General features: G+C 70.5%; 15 protein-coding genes. 8 read left to right on the forward strand and 7 right to left on the reverse strand.

Annotated features, from left to right (window positions below):
• The first annotated feature begins 23 nt into the window (after positions 1-23).
• Together R0232_RS44880 and R0232_RS44885 are read left to right on the forward strand one after the other, a co-directional pair.
• A complete protein-coding gene (locus R0232_RS44880; protein ID WP_431513654.1) occupies positions 24-917 on the forward strand; it encodes a LysR family transcriptional regulator in 894 nt (297 codons plus the stop codon).
• Positions 918-998: 81 nt separating this feature from the next.
• Positions 999-1,547 (forward strand): TetR/AcrR family transcriptional regulator, encoded by a 549-nt coding sequence (locus R0232_RS44885; RefSeq protein WP_093355932.1) that lies wholly within the window; start codon positions 999-1,001, stop codon positions 1,545-1,547.
• A 9-nt stretch (positions 1,548-1,556) separates the two neighbouring features.
• Here the strand turns inward: R0232_RS44885 and R0232_RS44890 are convergent, their stop codons facing one another.
• On the reverse strand, positions 1,557-2,414 hold the full coding sequence (locus R0232_RS44890) for a LysR family transcriptional regulator (protein WP_431513655.1): 858 nt from the start codon (positions 2,412-2,414) through the stop codon (positions 1,557-1,559).
• Positions 2,415-2,587: 173 nt separating this feature from the next.
• Here R0232_RS44890 and R0232_RS44895 point away from each other — a divergent pair, with 173 nt between their 5' ends.
• From R0232_RS44895 to R0232_RS44905, 3 genes are all read left to right on the forward strand, one after another.
• Positions 2,588-3,103, forward strand: a complete 516-nt coding sequence (locus R0232_RS44895; protein WP_431513656.1) for a hypothetical protein — start codon at positions 2,588-2,590, stop codon at positions 3,101-3,103.
• A 27-nt stretch (positions 3,104-3,130) separates the two neighbouring features.
• Positions 3,131-3,934, forward strand: coding sequence for a helix-turn-helix domain-containing protein (locus R0232_RS44900; RefSeq protein WP_431513657.1), 804 nt, complete (start codon positions 3,131-3,133; stop codon positions 3,932-3,934).
• A gap of 88 nt (positions 3,935-4,022) precedes the next feature.
• A complete protein-coding gene (locus tag R0232_RS44905; RefSeq protein WP_431513658.1) occupies positions 4,023-6,581 on the forward strand; it encodes a penicillin acylase family protein in 2,559 nt (852 codons plus the stop codon).
• A 26-nt stretch (positions 6,582-6,607) separates the two neighbouring features.
• Here R0232_RS44905 and R0232_RS44910 read toward each other — a convergent pair whose 3' ends face one another.
• On the reverse strand, positions 6,608-7,657 hold the full coding sequence (locus tag R0232_RS44910; protein ID WP_431513659.1) for a LacI family DNA-binding transcriptional regulator: 1,050 nt from the start codon (positions 7,655-7,657) through the stop codon (positions 6,608-6,610).
• A 162-nt stretch (positions 7,658-7,819) separates the two neighbouring features.
• On the opposite strand from R0232_RS44910, the gene R0232_RS44915 reads away from it, so the two are divergent.
• Both R0232_RS44915 and R0232_RS44920 read left to right on the forward strand, forming a co-directional pair.
• Positions 7,820-8,824, forward strand: a complete 1,005-nt coding sequence (locus R0232_RS44915; RefSeq protein WP_431513660.1) for a Bug family tripartite tricarboxylate transporter substrate binding protein — start codon at positions 7,820-7,822, stop codon at positions 8,822-8,824.
• Between the two features lie 17 nt (positions 8,825-8,841).
• On the forward strand, positions 8,842-10,566 hold the full coding sequence (locus R0232_RS44920; protein WP_431513661.1) for an N-acyl-D-amino-acid deacylase family protein: 1,725 nt from the start codon (positions 8,842-8,844) through the stop codon (positions 10,564-10,566).
• Positions 10,567-10,581: 15 nt separating this feature from the next.
• Here the strand turns inward: R0232_RS44920 and R0232_RS44925 are convergent, their stop codons facing one another.
• From R0232_RS44925 to R0232_RS44940, 4 genes are read right to left on the reverse strand one after another with little or no spacing between them, the layout of a single operon-like run.
• On the reverse strand, positions 10,582-12,300 hold the full coding sequence (locus R0232_RS44925) for a tannase/feruloyl esterase family alpha/beta hydrolase (RefSeq protein WP_431513662.1): 1,719 nt from the start codon (positions 12,298-12,300) through the stop codon (positions 10,582-10,584).
• Between the two features lie 41 nt (positions 12,301-12,341).
• On the reverse strand, positions 12,342-13,151 hold the full coding sequence (locus R0232_RS44930; RefSeq protein ID WP_431513663.1) for an enoyl-CoA hydratase/isomerase family protein: 810 nt from the start codon (positions 13,149-13,151) through the stop codon (positions 12,342-12,344).
• Entirely contained in the window at positions 13,148-14,986 is a 1,839-nt protein-coding gene (locus R0232_RS44935) for an AMP-binding protein (RefSeq protein ID WP_431513664.1), read from the reverse strand. The genes R0232_RS44930 and R0232_RS44935 overlap by 4 nt, the downstream gene beginning before the upstream one ends.
• A gap of 37 nt (positions 14,987-15,023) precedes the next feature.
• Positions 15,024-16,004: a Bug family tripartite tricarboxylate transporter substrate binding protein gene (locus R0232_RS44940; protein WP_431513665.1), complete on the reverse strand. Its 981-nt coding sequence runs from the start codon at positions 16,002-16,004 to the stop codon at positions 15,024-15,026.
• A 147-nt stretch (positions 16,005-16,151) separates the two neighbouring features.
• Here R0232_RS44940 and R0232_RS44945 point away from each other — a divergent pair, with 147 nt between their 5' ends.
• The gene (locus R0232_RS44945; protein WP_208508001.1) at positions 16,152-16,937 is read left to right on the forward strand and encodes a helix-turn-helix transcriptional regulator; all 786 of its coding nucleotides are present in this window, start codon (positions 16,152-16,154) and stop codon (positions 16,935-16,937) included.
• Here the strand turns inward: R0232_RS44945 and R0232_RS44950 are convergent.
• Complete coding sequence (locus R0232_RS44950; RefSeq protein WP_208508002.1) at positions 16,934-17,548, reverse strand: DUF4337 domain-containing protein; 615 nt, start codon at positions 17,546-17,548, stop codon at positions 16,934-16,936. The genes R0232_RS44945 and R0232_RS44950 overlap by 4 nt on opposite strands.
• Positions 17,549-17,624: the final 76 nt, after the last annotated feature.

The following is a 17,624-nucleotide window of genomic DNA, read 5'->3' on the forward strand; positions in this document are numbered from 1 at the left end:
GCACCGGTTAGCATTGCTAACCAATGGATGCCGACTTCAACCTGTTGCGCTTCTTCCTCGCGGTCGCGAAGGAGCAGAACTTCCGCGCCGCCGCGGACCATCTGGGCGTGACGCGTTCGGCCGTCAGCCAGGGCATCCGGCGGCTCGAAGACAGCCTGGGCATCGCGCTGGTCCAGCGCTCGACGCGCCACGTGCGTCTGACCGAGGCGGGCGAAGCGCTGCACCGGCAGATTGCCGAGCCGCTGTCGACGGTGGGCGCGGCGCTGGAAGAGGCCGCGGTCGAAGGCCCTTCGCGCGGCGTGCTTCGGGTCGCGGTGACCTCGATCGCCGAGCGCTTCCTCTCGGGCCCGCTGATCAGCACTTTCGCGGCGGCCCATCCCGGTGTGACGCTCGACGTGACCGTGACCGACGACGAGTCGGACATCGTCGCCGCGGGTTTCGATGCCGGCGTGCGGCTGGGCGAGGTCATCGAGCAGGACATGGTGGCGGTCCCGCTCACCGGGCCGCAGCGCCAGATGGTCGTGGCGAGTCCGGCCTACCTGGCCGCGCACGGCGTGCCGACGCATCCGCGCGAGCTGCTCGCGCATTGCTGCATCGGATGGCGGCGTTCGCCCAAGGAAGCGCCGTACCGCTGGGAGTTCCGCGAGGACGGGCGCGACTTCGCGCTGACGGTGGCGCCGAGGATCACGACCAACGACATGCTGCTGATGATCCGCACCGCGCTGGCGGACACCGGCATCACGATCGGCATGGAGGAGACCTTCGGGCCCTACATCGATCGTGGCGAACTGGTCTCGGTGCTCGACGATTTCCTGCCGAGCTTCGCTGGCTTCTTCCTGTACTTTCCGAGCCGCCGGAACCAGCCGCGCAAGCTGCGCGCGCTGGTCGATCACGTGAAGTCGTTCGCGCAGCGCTGAGCGCGGCGGGCATCAGCCGGGTCTGTACCGATTCGAACGAAAATCGACTGCTTCGGTCGGACCCTGAGCTAGACTGCCCGCATGCTCAGGCCGACCAAGTCCCAGATGAACGCCCGGATCGTCGATTGCGCCGCCGGCCTGTTCGCCAAGCACGGGTTCGAGAACACCTCGCTGCAGCAGATCGCGGATGCGATCGGCTATTCGAAGACGGGGCTGCTCTATCGCTACCCGAGCAAGAAGGCGATCTACGAGGCGGGCTTCCAGGCCGGGCGCGACCACGTGACGGCGTTGCTGGCCAGCGTCGAAGGCATGCGCCCCGGCATCCGGCGCGACCGCACCGTCGTCGCTTCCTATGTCGACTTCACCTTCGAATGGCCGGGCGTGTCGGCCTTCGCCAACCGGCTCTCGGGCGCCGAGGAGAGCACCGAGCCGCAGCTCATGGAGATCGCGCTGCTCATCTACCAGGCGCTAGGCACCGATCCGTTCAAGGCCAAGGCGCAGCGCATCGTGCGCATCACGCTCGCGTTCTCCGGCCTGGGCATCGCGGCGATCTCGGCCGTTCGCCTCGGTCAGCAGAAGGAATGGCGCGACGACATCATCGCGTCGGCGATGAATGCGCTGGGCCACTGAGCACGGTCGCTAGAGCGTCGGCAATGTCGCTCGCAGGTGATCGGCGAATGCCGCCGCCATGGCGGTCGCGGGCTCGAGGCTGAATTCGACCGCCAGCCCGATCGTGGGCAGCGCGGGCAGCACGTCACCGGTCTCCAGGATCCGCAGGTCCGGCGGCACGGCGGACCGGGTGAGCACCGCGATGGCCTGGCCTGAGCGCACGATGGCCAGCAAGCCCGAGATGCTGGCGCTGGCATAGGCCAGCCGGTAGCTGCGTCCGGCGGCATCGAGTTGCTCGCAGGCCACGCGGTGGTCCAGCGTGTCGGGGTCGGACAGCGCGAGCTGCAGCGGCTCGCACGCCGCCGCGAGGTCATGCCGCAGGCCGACCCACACCAGCGCTTCGTGGCGAATCACGGGAAGCTTGCGCTCTGCGCCGATCGTGGAGACCAGCGCGAGGTCGAGCGTGTGCTTCCGGAGCTGATCGTCGAGCCGCGCGGTCGGTGCGCAGAACACCTCCACACGCACCTGGGGATGCCGGTCCGCGAAGCCGCGCAGGATCTGCGGCAGGAAGGCGACGGCGTAGTCCTCGGGGCAGCCGAAGCGCAGCGTGCCCGACAGCGTCGCGCCCGAGATCTCGGCCAGCGCCGCATCGTGATGCTGGAGGATCGTGCGCGCATGGCTCAACAGGCGTTCGCCGTGCAGCGTGGGCACGACGCCGCGGCCGGTGCGATGCAGCAGCGGCTGGTTCAGCGTCTCCTCGAGCTTCTTGACCTGCATGCTCACCGCGGCCTGCGTGCGGCCGATCCGGGCCGCGGCCTGGCCGAGCGTGCGCGCCTGCGCAATCGCCACAAAGGTGCGCAGCAGGTCGATGTCGAGATGGCGGCTCAAGGCATGGCGTTTCCGGGGTGCGCGATTTTCGTACCGATTCGGTCTGATTGCAACCACAGTGGTCTGTGAGCCCGCTGCCGCAAGCGGCGCTGATAGCTGGAATAAGAAATATTGGCTTGGCGCACGCCTGCCGTGTTCCTAGACTTCGCGGCCTCGAACAAAGGGAGCTCTCCATGTCTTGCGGCGTCGATTCCGCCTTCTGGGCCAATACCCGCCGGCACCTGATCCGGTACGGACGCGCCGGCGTGATGCTCGGCATCGAGGGCGATGCACCCGACCTTCATGCGCTGTCGCAGGCGCTCAGCGTCGAGCTGCCGCTGGCGGCGTGGCTGACACCGGGGCAGACCGCGGAGGGGCGTCATGCCGGCGGCTTCTTCTATCTGCCTCGCGCGGGCGATGGCGTCGCCGCGGCACCTCCTCGACGGCTCGAAGTGGCGGTGCGCGCCGATGCCTGGCCCGACAGCGGCCTGCACGCCTTGCGGCGATCCTTCGACAGCGACGAGGCCGGGAATGCACCGGGCCGCGGGCTGCTGCTGGGCATCGAGATCGTGCAGGCGCGCGAGCGCGCGACGCTGGGCCTGCGCATGGACGTGGTCGCACTGCATGGACGGCACGGCGTCCAGGCGAGCGAAGCGGAGGCCGAGCTCGGCACGAGGCTGCTGAAGCAGGCCGTCGCGCACGGCGCGTAGCCGCAAGGGCGTTGCGCTTCGTTCGCCATGGGTACGCAGAACTATCTCCACCTGTGGGATGACCGTTTCCTCTACATCACGCCGGCCATCCGCTCGGGCCTGACGGCCCGCCCCTCGGCGACGCTGCTGGTGTCGGCCAGCGGGCGCCCCTTCGCGCTCGAAGGGACGGACGGCACGCGCGTGCGCTGCACCGCGGCGCTGGTGGCGCCGCATGTGCCGCGCCGGCTCGATGTCGACGGCTGCGGCCTGCTGTCGCTCAACATGGAGCCGTCTTCCAACGTGGCGCGCATGCTCGAAGGCGTGCAGGGCGATCGCGGCATCCAGGTCATCGACGCCCAATGCTTCGGCCGCCTGCGCGAGCGCTTCGAGGCCGCGCTGCAGGGCGAACTGCGCGACAGCCAATTGCGCGAACTCAGCACGCGCATGGTCGAGGCCGTGGCCGGCCGTCCGCTGCGCCATGTGCCGCTGGACCCGCGCATCGAGCGCGTGCTGGAGCGCGCGCGAACCCATGTCGGCCCGCTGCCGCTGCGCGACCTGTCGGCCGAGGCCTGCCTCTCGCCCGATCGGCTGACGCATCTGTTCCGCCAGCAGCTGGGGCTGTCGATCAAGCGCTACCTGCTGTGGACCAAGGTGCGGCGCACGGTCCAGCAGTTCGCGGGCCGCAGCGGCCCGCTGGCGGACATCGCCCACAAGGGCGGCTTCACGGACATGGCCCACATGAGCCGCACCTACCAGCGCTGCTTCGGCCTGGTGCCTTCCTTTCTCGCCAACGGCGCGCAGGTGCAGGTGCGCTCCGATGTCGGTGCGTTGCATACCTGGGGTCCACCCTGAGCAAGACGGCGGGTGCGTACAACGGGCGCGCGGCTGCCGTCCCTAAGCTCCTCGCCACTCCCCCGCGGAGTGATTCACAGGAGACACGATGCAACAACGACAACTCTGGCGCGCCAGCAGGCCGCTCGGCCTGCTGGCCATCGCAGCCACGCTCGCCGCATGCGGCGGGGGCGGCGGCAACAACGGCTTTTCCTTCGCCGGCACGACACCGCCCGCGCCCGGCAACCCGGCGCCTCCGAGCACTGGCGCTCCCGCTTTCAAGGCCGAGATCCGCCGCACCGCGATGGGCGTGCCGCACATCAAGGCGGCCGACTGGGGCAGCGTGGGCTACGGCTATGGCTATGCACAGGCGCAGGACAACCTCTGCACCATGGCCGATGCCTTCCTCACCTACCGCGGCGAGCGGTCGAAGAACTTCGGTGCCGATGCGCTGCTCGCGTACCCGGGAACGATCGGCCGGCCGAAGAACATCGAGTCCGATTTCTTCCACAAGCACGTGCTCTCGAGCGAGACGATCGATGCTTTCGCGCAGGCCCAGCCCGACAAGCTGAAGCAGCTGGTCGAAGGCTTCGCGGCCGGCTACAGCCGCTACGTGCGCGACCTGAAGGCCGGTGGCGAAGCCGGCGCGCATGCGGCTTGCCGTGGCGAAGCATGGGTGGTGCCCATCGCGTCGGGGGATATCTGGCGCCGTCTCTACGCGGCCAACCTCACGGCCGGCTACGGCAATTTCGTGACGCAGATCGCGAGCGCGGTCGCGCCGGCGTCGACGGCCGGGCAGGCGCAGGCATCGGCGCGCGCACTGCGCCGCGCGCAAGGCACGCAACTCGCCGCGCTGCGCACGCAGCCCCCGAAGGCGCCCGCCCTCGAGGTGGGAGGCAAGCATGGCGTGGGCAGCAACATGTACGCCTTCGGCACCGCGGGCACGGGCGACGACAGCGCGCTGCAGTTCGGCAACCCGCACTGGTACTGGCGCGGCCCCGACCGCTTCTACCAGGCCCAGCTCACCATTCCGGGCGAACTCGATGTGAGCGGCGCTTCCTTCCTCGGCGTCCCGCTGATCCTGATCGGCTTCAACCAGAACGTGGCCTGGAGCCACACCGTCTCGGCCGCGCGGCGCTTCGGCCTCTATGAACTCGCGCTGGCCGAGGGCGACCCGACCAGCTACCTGCGCGACGGCAAGGCGGTGAAGATGAAGCCCAGCACCATCGCCGTCGACGTCAAGGGCGGCCCCGCGCAGACCCGCACCCTCTACAAGAGCGAGTACGGCCCGCTCATCAACCTCGCGGGCATGAGTCCCGCGCTGGCCTGGAGCCCGCGCACGGCCTTCGCGATCCGGGACATCAACGCCGACAACTTCCGCGCCTTCCGGACCTGGCTGCGCTGGGACCAGGCGAAGTCGCTCGACGAGTTCATCGCCATCCAGCGCGAGGAGGCGGGGATCCCGTGGGTCAACACCACCGCCGTGGGGCGCGGCAGCGCCAAGGCCTGGTACGCCGACATCACGGCCGTGCCGAACGTCTCGCCGCAACAGACCGAGCGCTGCACCACGGCCGTGGGCCAGCTGCTGGCCGCCGCATTGGAGCGCGTGCCGGTCTTCGACGGATCGCGCAGCGAGTGCGATTGGCAGACCGACCCCGACTCGGTGCAGAAGGGCGCCGTCGGACCGTCGCGCATGCCCAGCCTGCTGCGCGACGACTACGTGGCCAACATGAACGCGAGCGCCTGGCTCACCAACCCGAACGAGCGGCTCACCGGCTATCCGGCCATCTTCGGCGGCGTCGAGACCGGGTTCACCACCCGCTCGCGCCTCGGCCACCTGATGGCGCAGGGCCGCCTGAACGGCACCGACGGCTATGCGGGCAAGACGGCCACCGCGGCGACGGTGCAGCGGATGGTGCTCGACAGCCGCGTCTACACCGCGGAGCGCTTCAAGGCGCAGGTGTTGGCGCTGGTGTGCGCGGTGCCCCGCATCGATGTGGCGGCCTCCAACGATCCCTACCTGGGCGACACGCCCGCGGGCACCGTTCAAACCGCCGAGGCCTGCGCCGCGCTGCGTGCCTGGGACGACACCGACAACATCGATGCGCGAGGGGCGCATGTCTGGGACGAGTTCTGGGGCCGCGTGGAGAACGCGATTCCCAAGAGCGATCTCTATGCCGTGCCCTTCTCCACCGGGGATCCGCTCAACACGCCGCGCGAGATCCGGAGCAGCGCGAGCGCTGCGTTGCGCCAGGCTTTCGGCGCCGCGCTGATGCGCGTCGAGGCCAGCCCCTATCCGGTGAACGCGCCGCGCGGCGACTACCTGTTCGTCACGCGCAACGGCCGCAAGATTCCGCTGTTCGGCGGCATGAGCGACCTCACGGGTGTCTTCACCACCACCGCCACCTTCAACCGGCTCGACCGCGGCGGCTACAGCCTCGATGGCGATTCCGTCATCGCCAACAGCTACATGCAGATCGTCCGCTTCCCGGCCGGCAAGGTGGAGGCCGACACCTTCCTGACCTATTCGCTCTCGGACGACCCGGCCTCGGCGCACCATGCCGACTACACGCGGGCCTACAGCGCCAAGCAGTGGCTGCGCGTTCCCTACACGGAGGCGGAGATCGCCGCGGATCCGGCGTATCGGAGTGTCGCTCTGAGCGAGTGAGATGGGTGGGTGCCGGCGCCGTGCCTTCAGCGCGGCGCCGGCCCCGTGCTCGCGCGTTCCATCAGCCGGACCGGCAGTGCGACGGGTGCCGTCGCGGTGCCCGCACCCAGCCGCGCCAGCAACTGCCGTCCCGCCTGTTCGCCGATCTCGCGGATCGGCAGGTGCACGGTGGTCAGCGGCGGGTGCAGATAGGGCGCGAAGTCGTTGTCGTTGAAGCTCGCGACCGACAGCCGGCGCGGCACCTCGATGCCGGCCTGGTCGAGCGCGGCCAGCGCGCCGGCCGCGAGGTAGTCGCTGCCGCAGACGATGGCGCTGACGGGTGGCTCGCGGCGCGCGATGGCCTGCATGGCTTCGAAGCCTTCGCGAAAGCCATGGTCGGTCTCGATGACGGCCTCGGTGCGCAGCACGAGCGAGCGCTCGGTCATGGCGAGCTTCAGGTCGCGCAGGCGGCGCCTGGCGCGCTCGCTGTCCGAGGTGCGCCCGCCGATGTAGCCGAGGCTGCGATGGCCGAGCGTGCGCAGGTGCTCGACGATCAGCACCGCCGCCGCCTTCTCGTCGAAGCCGATGCTGCTGCCGCTGGCATCGGGCGGCGCCCACATGCACACGAAGGGCGTGCGGCTCGCGCCGAGCATGGCGAGCACCTGCTGCGGCTGCTCGGCGCCGAGCAGCGCCACCGCGTCGACGCCGCGCTCGAGCAAGGCGCGCAGGATGCTCGTGTCTGTGGCGGGCCGCGGTTCGGGCGCGGACAGCAGCAGCGTGTAGCCGCCGGCCGCCAGCGTCGACTCGAGCGCCTGCACCAGCGCCGGGAACGACGAACTGCCGAAGCGCGGAACGATCGCGCCGACGGTCATGGTGCGGCGCATCGCGAGCGCGCGCGCGGTGCCGTTGGCCACATAGCCGAGCCGGTCGACCGCATCCATCACGCGCAGCCGCGTCGCCTCGCTGATCATGTTCGGCCGGCTCAGCACGCGGGACACGGTGCCGGTCGACACGCCCGCGAGCGCCGCGACATCGGCCAGTGAGGCGGCGCGAGCACCGGGCGTGGGAAGAGGGGAGGACGGGCGCGAGGCGGTCATGGAGGGTCGATGGACAGCGCATGTTAGCCGCCCCGTGCAAGCGCATGCAGGCCTAGGTGCTAACCCCGGGGTCAGGCGGATTCGATTGCTCCTATGCTTCGTGCAAGCGCTTGCATAAACCGCCTGGAACGCGCTGGCGGGCCCACGAATGGAGACAGTCCGATGCATCCGATCCCCACGCTTCGCCGCGCGCTGCTCGCTGCCGCGGTGCTCGCCGCCACCTGCACGGTGGCGCCGCTCGCGCTGGCACAGCCCGCGGCATGGCCGGTGTCCGGCAAGCCGGTGCGCATCGTCGTGCCGTTCCCCGCGGGCTCGGGCTCCGATGCCACGGCCCGGGTGATCGCCAAGCTGATGACCGACGAATTGGGCGGCGCCCCCGTGATCGTCGACAACAAGCCCGGTGCCGGCACCTTCATCGGCGCGCAGGAGGTGGCGCGCTCGCCGGCCGACGGGCACACGCTGCTCTACACCATCGTCATCACGCACACGCAGAACCCGCACCTCTACGCGAAGCTGCCCTACGACCCGGTCAGGGACTTCACGCCGCTGGCGCAGATGGTGAAGTCGGCCACGGTGCTGATCGCGCCGCCCGATGCGCCGTTCAGGAACATCGGCGAACTCGTGGCCTATGCCAAGGCGAACCCGGGCAAGCTCAACTACGCCTCGTTCTCGCAGGGCTCCACGTCCCACCTGAACGGCGAGCTGCTGCAGATGCGCACAGGCACGAAGATGACGCACGTGCCCTACAAGGGCACGGCCGATGCCTCGCGCGCGCTGGTCGCGGGCGAGGTGCAGCTGTACTTCGACGGCACCGCCACGGCGGTGCAATTGATCAAGGCCGGCAAGGCCATCGGCCTCGGCACGGCCACGCCGGCGCGCGTGCCGGTGCTGCCCGACATGCCGACCATCGCCGAGCAGGGCGTGAAGGGCCTGGACATCGTGGGCTGGCAGGGCATCTTCGGCCCCGGAAACATGGACCCGGCCGTCGCGAAGAAGATCGGCGACCTGCTCGCGAAGATCGCGCGCTCGCCCGAGATGCTCAAGCTGATCGAGACGCAGGGCAACGAACCATCGGGCGCCTCAGGCCCCGCCTTCGCCGCGATCGTGAAGAACGACAGCGAGCGCTGGGGCGAGGTCATCAAGGCCGCCAACATCAAGCTCGACTGAGCGCAGGAGACATCGGAATGTTCGACACCATCATCCGCGGCGGCACGCTGGTCGACGGCAGCGGCGGCCCGCGCTTCACGGGGGACATCGGCATCGCCGGCGGACGCATCGCCGAGGTCGGCGGCAAGCTGGGCGCCGCGCATCGCGAGATCGATGCCAGCGGCGCCATCGTCACGCCGGGCTGGGTCGACGTGCATACGCACTACGACGGCCAGGTGACCTGGGACCCCTACCTCAGTCCCTCCACCGACCATGGCGTGACCAGCGTCGTGATGGGCAACTGCGGCGTCGGCTTCGCGCCGGTGCACCGCGACAAGCGCGAGTGGCTCATCAGCGTGATGGAGGGCGTGGAGGACATTCCGGGCACCGTGCTGGCCGAGGGCATCGACTGGCAATGGGAGAGCTTTCCCGAGTACCTCGACGCGCTCGAGCGCATGCCGCGCGCGCTCGACGTCGGCGCGCAGATTCCGCACTCGGCGCTGCGCACCTACGTGATGGGCGAGCGCGGCATCACGCACGACGAGGCCACGCCCGCCGACATCCAGGCCATGGTGCAACTGGTGCGCGAAGGCATGCGGGCCGGCGCGCTGGGCTTCTCGACCAGCCGCACCATCATCCACAAGTACCAGGGCCGCAAGTACCCGCCGGGCACCTTCGCCTCGCCCGACGAGATCCTCGGCATCGCGCGCGCGCTCGGCGAGGTCGGCCATGGCGTCTTCCAGATGACGTCGAACCACTACCAGATGGAGACCGAGCTGCCGTGGATGACGCAGCTCGCGCGCGAGAACAACCTGCCGGTGGCCTTCGCGTTGGTGCAGACCGACCAGACGCCCGACACCTGGAAGCGCCTGCTGGCCGCGCTCGACGAGACCCACCGGCAGAACGTGCCGCTCTATGGCGCGGTGGCGGGCCGGCCCGCCGGCATCCTGATGGCGTGGCTCGGTTCCACCCATCCGTTCATGGCGCATCCGTTGTGGCAGCAGATCGCGCCGCTGCCGTGGACCGAGAAGCTCGCGCGCCTGCGCGACCCGGCGGTGCGTGCGCAACTGACCGACATGGACGCGCTGACCGGCTCGGCCCGGCACGACAGCCGCATGGCCTACCTGACGCAGAGCTTCCACAAGATGTATGCGCTGGGCGCCGAGCCCGACTACGAGCCGCCGCAGGAATGCAGCGTGGCCGCGATCGCGCAGCGTGACGGCCGCACGCCGCTGGAGGTGGTCTACGACATGCTGATGGACCTCGACGGCAGGGGCATCGTCTACTTCCCGAGCTTCAACTACGCCTACAACGACCTGAGCCAGCTGCATGCCGAGCTGCAGCATCCGCGCACGATGATGAGTCTGGCCGATGGCGGCGCGCACTGCGGCTACATCTGCGACGTGAGCATGCCGACCTACATGCTCACGCACTGGGCGCGCGACCGCCGCCGCGGGCCGACGCTGCCGCTCGAGCTGATGGTGCAGCGGCAGACGCGCGACACCGCGCGCATCTATGGCCTGGAGGACCGCGGGCTGCTGCAGCCGGGCTACCTGGCCGACATCAACATCATCGATTTCGACCGGCTGCGCATTCCGCCGCCCTATGTCGCCTTCGATCTGCCGGCCGGCGGACGGCGGCTGGTGCAGACCGCCGAGGGCTATCGCGCGACGCTGAAGGCGGGGCAGACCATCATGGAGAACGGGGAGCGCACGGGGGCGCTGCCCGGGAAGCTGATGCGGGGACCGCAGCGCCGCGCGTGAGCGCGCCGTGGGACGTCAGCGCACGCAAGTGAAGCTGCTGGCGAGATCGACGTCGCCCGTCCCGTCGTAGCGCGGCCAGGCCGGGTACTCGCACAGCGGACGGGTGCGGCCGTTGTTGCCGGGATTGGCATCCGTCACCGTGAGGTTCGAGGGCGCCACGCCCTGCTCGACCCAGCGTTCGAGCGCATCAACCGAGTCGAAGCGCACGTCGTAGGCGCCGCCGCCATGCCCGTAGCCGGGCACCTCGTAGTACTTGAGGAAGGCGCCGACCCGTTCGCTGCCCATCGCCGCGACGGCGCGCCGGTGGAACTCCTCGGAGGAGCCCGCGGGAATGAGCGGATCGGCCATGCCGTGCACGATCAGCACCTTGCCGCCCTTGTCCGCGAACGCGCTGAGGTCGGGGTTGACGTCCAATCGCGACGAGACATAACGCAGCCGCTGCTGGACGTAGCCGTTCGCATCGACGGCGAAGAGGAAGGGGTCGTAGCTGGCATCGCGGTAGACCATGTACTTCACGAAGGACTCCCCGATGTAGGTCGCGAACGCCATGTCGAAGCGCGAGGGCGTGGCCGGCGCGCTGCTGCCCATCGCGGGAATGACGCCGCCGTTGAAGATGTTGAGCGCGGCATAGCCGTCGGTGCCGTTGGCCAGCAGGTAGGGCAGCTTCAGCGGCGTGGCATAGGCACGGAAGCCCCCGATCTGGGCCGTCGACAGGCAGCCGTCGCCGTTGTCGGCGCCGCCCGGGCAGGCGAGGGTCGCGGGATCGAAGGCACAGGCCGAGACCTTGGCGATCACGCCATCCGTCGCGCCATCGAGCGCGTCGCAGGCCGCGACCACCGAGCGGGTCAGCAGCTGCTGCTTGGCCGGGTTCGACCAGGCGCCGGGCGCGGCGAGCGCCTTCGAGGTGATCGCGTAGTTCGTCAGCATGCCCGTCAGCGACCAGGCGGGAAAGTAGGCGATGACACCGTCGTAGAGCGCGGGCCAGCGGTCCGCGACGTAGAGCGCCTCGCGGCCGCCGCCGGAGCCGCCGGCCGCATAGGTGCGCACGGGGGCCGCGCCGTAGCGCCGCGCGATCAGCTTCACCGCGACGTCGCGCGTCTTGCGCAACTGGTCGCCGAAGTAGTTCTCGAGCGCCTCGTCGTTGAGCGCGAAGCTGGCCTCGGCGGCGCTGCCGCTGTGTCCCGAATCGCTGCCGAAGGCGGCATAGCCGCGCGCGAGCGGCGTGGCGAGGCCCGAGGCGCCGGGCGCATTGCCATTGCCCGCGATCACGCTGCCGTCGTAGCCGCCGCCCGTGAGCTGCATGGCCTTGCGGTTCCAGGCGGTCGGCAGGGCCAGGTCGAACTGGATCGGGGGTGCGCTGGCGTCGATCGGCGCGATCGATCCGGTGACGCGGCAGTACTCGCCGACCGCGGTCGATCCGCTGCCCGCCGGCGCGACGAGCGTGGTGCTGGAGACCACGGCGCCCGAGGTCGGCAACGCGATGTCGGTTGCGGGGATGCTGAGCCCGTTCAGGGCGGCGCAGGCCTCGGCCGCGCTCAGCGCGGGTGCGGGAGGTGGTGCGGGCGTATCGGAGGCCGGCGCGGGCGCGCCTGCCAGGCCCGAAGCCACCGGGGCGAATCCGCTGCCTCCGCCGCCGCCGCCGCATCCGGCCTGCACCGCGAGCGCGATGACCGAGGCCGCGAGCGAGATCCTTCGCTTCGAAATCTGGGTCGTGGGGGTGTAGCTCTTGTTCATCTCGTCGTCTCCTGCGTCCGTGTTGGAAATTCCTGTCGGCCTCATCGCCCGCGGTAGACCGGCGGGCGCTTCTCCATGAAGGCACGCGGCCCTTCGCGCGCGTCCTCGCTGGCGAGCACGCTGGCCTTGGCCTGGTTCTCGAGCGCGAAGCCTTCTGCGAGCGACAGCCCGCTCGCGGCGCGCGCGGTGCGCTTGATCGCCCGCAGCGCGAGCGGCCCGTTGCGCGCGATGCGTTCGGCCAGCGCGCGCGCCTCGGCCAGCAGCGCCGGGCCCGGCACCACGCGATTGACCAGGCCGATCTCGCGGGCCCGCGCGGCGTCGATGGGTTCGCCGCTCAGCATCAGTTCCATGGCCAGCGGCCACGGCAACTGCCGCGGCAGCCGCACCATCGAGCCCGCGAAGGGGATCAGCGCGCGCGTGGCCTCGGGCAGGCCGAATCGGGCGTGCGCGGCGGCGATGCGCAGGTCCGTTCCGAGCATCAGCTCGAAGCCCGCGGCCATGCACACGCCGTTGATGGCGGCGATCACGGGCTTGTCGAGTTCGAAGTCGCGCAGCCCCGAGGCCGCGAGCACGCGCGGGTCGGACAGCAGGCGCCGGTCCCATTCGTTCTCTGGCGCACGGGCCCCGCTCATCAACGGCAGCGTCAGCGACAGGTCGCCGCCGGCGCAGAAGGCGTGCTCGCCGGTCGCCGTGACGATGGCCACGCGCAAGGCGTCGTCGGCCGCGACGCGCATCACGGCGTCCGCGAGCAGGCACAGCATGCGCGGCGTCAGCGCATGGTGCGTGGCGGGCGCATCGAGCGTGATGGTGGCGATCGCGCCGTCGATGTCGAGGCGCACCGGCGGGCTCATGCGGCGTCTCCGGCGCGATCGTCGATCTCGTACGGGATCGCGAAGGCGCGCATGAGCGCGTGCAGGCGCTCGGCGTCGGGTGCGGCATCCGCCGCGGCGCGCCGGCGGAACCGCGCATGCAGTCCGCGCGCGCTGTCCTCCACCGCGACGGCCACGCCATCGAGCAGGCCGGCGTCGCGCAGGCGCTGCGTCAAGGCATGCTCGCAGGCCAGGGCCCGCAGCCGCGGCTTGTAGACCTTGCCGACGGCGGTCAGCGGGATCGCCCCGAGGATCTCGATGCGCTTGGGGAACGCGGGCCGCTCCGGAATGCGCGCGTTGGCGAAGGCCGAGAGTGCATCGGCATCGACCCGCGATCCCGGCCGCAGCGACACGTAGGCCACCGGCAGTTCGCCCGCGTACTCGTCGGGCTCGCCCACGGCCGCGGCCAGTTCGACCTCGGGATGCTGGAGCAGCGCCGCCTCGATCACCTGCGGATCGATGTTGTGGCTGCTGCGGATGATCAGGTCCTTGGCGCGCCCGGTCACGAACACGCGACGCTGCGCATCGACATGGCCGATGTCGCCGGTGATCAGCCAGCCATCCTCGAAGGTGCCGGCGTTGCGGTGCGCTTCGGTGTAGCCGGGGCCCACGTTGGGGCCGCGCAGGCGCAGCACGCCGCTCTCGCCGGGCGCGCAGTCGCGGCCGTCGTGCGCCACGGCCTTGACCTCGGTGAACGGCAGCGGAATGCCGCAGGAGCCGTGCACGCGCGGCGCGAGAAAGGGTTCGATGCTGACCACGCCCGCGCACTCGGTCATGCCGAGGATGTTGCGCACCGGGATGCCGAACTTCTGCTCGAAGGCGTTGGCCAGTTCTTTGGGCAGCGGCGAGCCGCCGGTGAGCAGGGCGCGGACGCGGGCGTGGTCCGCGGGTTCGGCCTCGAGGCCGAGCAGCGTCGCGATCACGGTGGGCACCGCGGCGAGCAGGCTCACATCGTGCTCGCGCACGACGCTCCAGTAGCGCCGCATCAGTGCCGTGTTGCGCAGCCCGAGCAGGGTGGGCAGCACGATCCGCGCGCCGCTCAGCAGCGCCGAGAGGCCGTAGACGAAGGAGCCGGCGACATGGAACAGCGGGAAGCCGTTGAGGATCACGTCGTCCTCGCGCATCGCATACAGCTGGGCCGCGCTCCAGGCGGCGTGCAGCTGGTTGCGGTGCGTGTGCTGCGCGAGCTTGGGCGCGCCAGTCGTGCCTCCGGTGTGGAAGAGGGCGGCCAGTCCGTCGGTAGATCGTGCTGGAAGCGCCGCGTCCGGCGCCATCCGCGACAGGGCTGCGTCGAAGTCGATCGCGCCCGGTGCCCCGCCAACGGCGAGCACCTGGCGCAGCGCGGGGCAAGCGTCGGCCAGCGTCGCGGCGCGCGCCCAGATGTCGAGCTCCGGATGCGGCCCCAGCGCCACCAGGATGTTCGCGCCCGAGGCTCGCACGAGTTCGGCCAGGTGCGCGGCGTCGAGCAGGTAGTTGATCGGGCAGACGAGGCCCGCGGTCTCGGCGCCCAGCAGCGTCAGCCAGGCCTGCGGAATGGCCGGCAGCAGCATCGCGACGCGCGGTGTCTCGCCGGGCACGAGGCTGGCGAAGAGGCTCGCGGCGCGGCGGATGTCGGCGAGCAGGTCGGCGTAGCGCCAGTGCCGCGGCGGCGTTGCGGGATCGGCATCGAGCAGGTAGCTGAGCGCGAGGCGCGTGGGGTGCAGGGCGGCGACCTCGCACAGCGCGTCGTACACATGGTCGTGTGCCATGAAGGAGGCGTAGGGCCGCGCTTCGATGCGCGCGAGGTCCTCCGCGTCGCGGATCCGGTGGTGTTGCATGGGTCGATGGGGCGCGGTCGGCGCTCGGTCCTTGTTCTCAGTCGCCGCGGAACCCGGAGGCCTTCACGACCGCGGCCCAGCGAGCCGCTTCCTCGCGCAGCATGCGGTCGGTGTCGGCGCGGCCCGCGCCGACGATGCTGAAGCCGGCTTCCACGAGCCTGGCGCGCGCGTCCTCGGGCTGGACGGCCTTCACGGCCTCCGCGCCGAGCAGGTCGAGGATGGCCGGCGGCGTGCCCTGGGGCGCCATGAGTGCGAACCAGGAGGAGATGTCGATCTTCGGATAGCCCGACTCGGCCATGGTCGGCACCTCGGGCAGCAGCGGCGAACGCCGCGGCGCGGTGGTGGCGAGCGCGCGCATCTTGCCGCCCTTGATCTGCGCGTTGCCGAGGGCCGTGGAAACGAAGGCGGCCGCGACGTCGCCCGAGAGGATGGCCGTGACCGCGTCGCCCGTGGTCCGGTAGTGGACCGGCTCGACCTGGAAGCCGGCCGCCTCGCCGAACAGCTCGGCGCCGAAGTGGCCCGAGGTGCCGGCGCCGAAAGTGCCGAAGTTGAGCCGGCCGGTCTGCGCGCGCGCCGCCTTGACGAAGTCCGCCACCGTCCTGTGCGGCGAGTTCGCGGGCACGGCCAGCAGGAAGTCGACCCGCGCGACTTCGCTGATGCCCGTGAGCTCGCGGCTCGGCGCGTAGCCGAGCTTGCCGAAGGCGGCCGGTGCGATCGAGATCGAGCCGACCTCGCCGAGCAGCAGCGTGTAGCCGTCGGGCACGGCCTTGACGACCGTCAGCGCCGCGATCTGCCCGCCGGCACCGGGCTTGTTGTCGACCACCACCTGCTGCTTGAGCAGCTCCGACAGCCGGATCGCGAACAGCCGCGCCAGCACGTCGGGCGCCGTGCCGGGCGCATAGCCCACGGCCAGGCGGATCGGGCGGTCGGGATAGGCCTGTGCGCGGGCGGCGAGGGGCCACTGCGCGAGGGTGGGCACCAGGGAGGCGGCCAGCAGGGTGCGGCGTGAGAGCGTCATGGGGGATTCCTTTGGCCGCCAGTGTCGCGATGGGGGACTTTTCGTCTGTCCCCTGCGATGTAGACAGGGCGCGCCCTGAGGGGGAAAACCCGGTGCGGCCGGAAGGCGCCGCGCCGATAGGCTCCGTGCATCCCACCGGCCGTGTCCATGCAGCTCATCCCCCTTTCGTCCGCCACACCCGCGCTCGCCACCAGCGCGGACGGACGCGCCGTGGATGCCATGGCCGGACTGATCGCCTGCATCGGTGCCCAAGGCTTCGCCAACGACGCGCTGGCGCAGCTCAACCGCTGGCTGCCGGTCTCATGGCTGTCGGTGTTCCGGCTGTCCGACCATGCGCCGCCGCGCATGCCGGCGTCGGGCAGCTACCGCGCGCCCGACGGCACCGCGGAATCGTGGGCGGTGTACCGGTCGTCGCTGTACCGGCAGGACCAGACCTTCCTCGCGGCGCGCGAGCAGATCGGCCAGGCCCGCTGCACGCTCGTGCACTGGCATGCGAAGGAGATCCCGGCCGCGCATCGCGAGCGCATCTACACGCGGCATGGCCTGCGCGAGCGGCTCTCGGTGGTCTGCAAGGACAAGGACGACGGCCTGCTGGCGATCAACCTCTACCGGCACGAGAGCCTGCCGCTCTTCACGGGCGAGGAGATCGAGTGGGTCGGCATGGGCGCGCCGATCCTGACCTCCTGCGTGCAGCGCCACCTCGATCTCGCCGGTGCGCGCGAGCAGTCCTTCGACGCCAGGCTGTCGGTGCTCACGCGCAGGGAGCGCGAGGTCTGCGAGCGCATGCTCAAGGGCTGGACCTACGAGGGCATCGCCAACGACCTCGGCATTTCCGCCGGCACGGTCAAGACCTTCAGGGACCGGGCCTTCGATCGCCTGGGCATCCACCACCGCAACGAGCTGTTCGCGCTGGTGCTGGTGAACACGTCCTAGATGTGCAGCGCCGCGAGCGCGCCGATCGAGATGCCGGCGAGCGCCACGCCATACATGGCGCGCTCGAGCCACTTCCTGCGGGTCAGCAGCGCGATGGCCGCGAGGGCGATCGACACCTGCAGCACCGTGGTGGCCTGCGCCCAGCGGTGGTGCTGGTGCATCTGTTCCTCGGAGGCCGTGTCCCAGCGGACGGATTCGTCCTCGAGCTTCTTCGCCGCGGCCTGGATCTCGCCCTTCTCCTCCTCGTAGCGCGTGACCTTCGCCTGCCAGCCCTGGCGGCGACCGTCATCGGTGGCGGTGTCGCGCGCGAACTCGGCCAGCGCCTGCTTGGTGCTCTTCGACTGGAAGTAATTCCACTGGTTCGAGGCCTCGGTCTTCTTGATGGCCGCGTTGTTCTTGTAGAGCCCGGCGTTGGCCTGCGTGGCACCGCCCATGTACGAGAAGATCGCGCCGATGGTGGCGATGGCCGCGGTGCAGACGGCGATCTTTCCCGTGACGCTCATGCCGGCGCCTTCGGCCGCATCGCCGTGGCCATGGCCGTGACCGCCGGTAGCGGCATGTTCGAGTTCGTGGTCGTGCGGGCCGTGCACGTGAAATCCGTGTCCTGACATGGGGTCCTTTGTTTTCAGAAAGATCTGGACGGCGCGGGAGTATGCACGGGCGCGACGTGGTTGCGGCCTTGGGGAA

Source organism: Variovorax sp. DAIF25 (assembly GCF_050711835.1).
Classification (GTDB): Bacteria; Pseudomonadota; Gammaproteobacteria; order Burkholderiales; family Burkholderiaceae_C; genus Variovorax.